Annotated in this window: 2 protein-coding genes and 1 rRNA gene; 2 read left to right on the top strand and 1 reads right to left on the bottom strand. The window is 27.3% G+C overall.

The annotated features are described in order from the left end of the window. Positions 1-380: 380 nt before the first annotated feature. Positions 381-1,361 (top strand): ROK family protein, encoded by a 981-nt coding sequence (locus A500_RS19005; RefSeq protein ID WP_016209195.1) that lies wholly within the window; start codon positions 381-383, stop codon positions 1,359-1,361. 164 nt (positions 1,362-1,525) lie between these two features. Further along, positions 1,526-1,663, top strand: coding sequence for a hypothetical protein (locus A500_RS20890; protein ID WP_172655000.1), 138 nt, complete (start codon positions 1,526-1,528; stop codon positions 1,661-1,663). A gap of 56 nt (positions 1,664-1,719) precedes the next feature. Here the strand turns inward: A500_RS20890 and rrf are convergent. Then, positions 1,720-1,836 (bottom strand): 5S ribosomal RNA (gene rrf / locus A500_RS19000). Between the last annotated feature and the right edge of the window lie 48 nt (positions 1,837-1,884).

Raw genomic sequence — 1,884 nt, 5'->3', positions numbered from 1 at the left:
GCATTTCCTTGTCAATAAGTTTTTTAAATTTTTCTTAAACTTATTAATTCGATTTGCACTAGCAACGTATTACATAATATCATCTAATAATAGATAATAATATTTATAAATACCTATTTATTATCTATTATTATGTAATTACTTTATATTTCTTTTATTTTCTTTGTTTTATTCATATTGATATACAAGGTTATGTTTATTTTACTCTTCAGATTATTCAGAGTATACTGTAGTTATTTTATGAAATATTCTACTTATTACACCTTACACAATAAAAAGTATAATTTTGTTTGTAATTTCAAAATATTTTACATAGAAAATATTCTATATTACCTATAGAATTATTATTGATTATTAAAATCTATTATGGAGGATAATTCATGGACAAGTTTTATATAGGTATAGATTTAGGTGGAACAAATCTTAAAACTTCCTTATTTAATAATTCTTTTATTAAAATACATGAGGTTAGAGTTCCTACAAAAGCAATCTTAGGATCTGATTATGTAATAAATAAAATTGCTAATACAGTGTCTTCATTATTAACTTCTCATAACCTATCAAGCAAAGATATTATATGTATAGGTATAGGAGTTCCTGGAATTCTTGATGTTGAAAATGGAATTTCAAAGTTTTCTCCTAACTTTTATAATTGGGAAAATGTAAATATAGTAAAATTTATTGAAGGCACGTTAAATATTCCTACATTCATTGATAATGATGTACGTGTTAATCTATATGGTGAACGATATTTTGGTGCTGGAAAAGATAAAGATAATATTGTCTTATTAACATTAGGTACCGGATTAGGCGCAGGAATAATAATTGATGGACATATCTTATATGGAGCCACATCTAGTGTAGGTGAAATTGGACATATGAATATGTATCGTAATGGTCGTTCTTGTAAATGTGGTAGTTCTGGTTGTTTAGGCCGCTATGTTTCTGCACTTGGAATGATTCAAACATTAAAAGATAAATTAGATAGGGGTGAAAAAAGTATTATTTCAGATTGGATAGATCATGATTATAATAAAATTACAGCTAATATGATTTCTGAGGCTTTTGATTTAGAAGATACTGTTGCTATTAGTACATTATATGAAACTGGTGAATTATTAGGATATGGATTAGTAAATGTTATAAACATGTATAATCCTGAAATTATAATAATTGGTGGAGGCATGTCTAAAGCTGGAGACAGATTATTAAAGAAAACAAGAGAAGTCATAAAAAATCACGCTTTAAAAATATCAGCAGAAGCTTGTTCAATAGTTCCTGCTGAACTTGGAGATTCTGCTGGAATGATAGGTGCTGCGTTCTATGCAAAATGTCGTTATGAAAAAAATTTAAATTACTAAAATATACAAATTCTATATGATATAAATCTTATTAAACTTGTATATGAGTTATATATTTTATTTTACCATACTTTCCATTTACTTATGATATCAATATATTGATAATTAATATTAGTTGATATATAATATTGTTTATATGTATTAATTAATAAGGAGTGTATTAAATGAATTCACAAGAAAAGACCATAAAGAAGTCACAAGAAATAATATCACCTAAAAAAGTAAAATATCAATGCTTGCATACGCAAGAAGCTAGAGAATGTACTTGCATAAGAAGTAAAGGATTGGTTTTAACAAAATAAACAAATAATTTTATATAAATAAAAAGACTTAAGATAAATCTTAAGTCTTTTTGTTAACCTGGCAACGTTCTACTCTCCCACACAGTCTCCCATGCAGTACCATCGACGCTGTAGAGCTTAACTTTCCTGTTCGGAATGGAAAGGAGTGTTTCCTCTACGCCATCATCACCAGATGCTGTGAGATCCTAAATCTCTGATTTAGATATCGGACGCACTCAACA

Source organism: Clostridium sartagoforme AAU1 (assembly GCF_000401215.1).
GTDB lineage: Bacteria > Bacillota > Clostridia > Clostridiales > Clostridiaceae > Clostridium > Clostridium sartagoforme.
The sequence above is the reverse complement of the archived record's forward strand: the minus strand, read 5'-3'. Positions and strand labels throughout refer to the sequence as shown.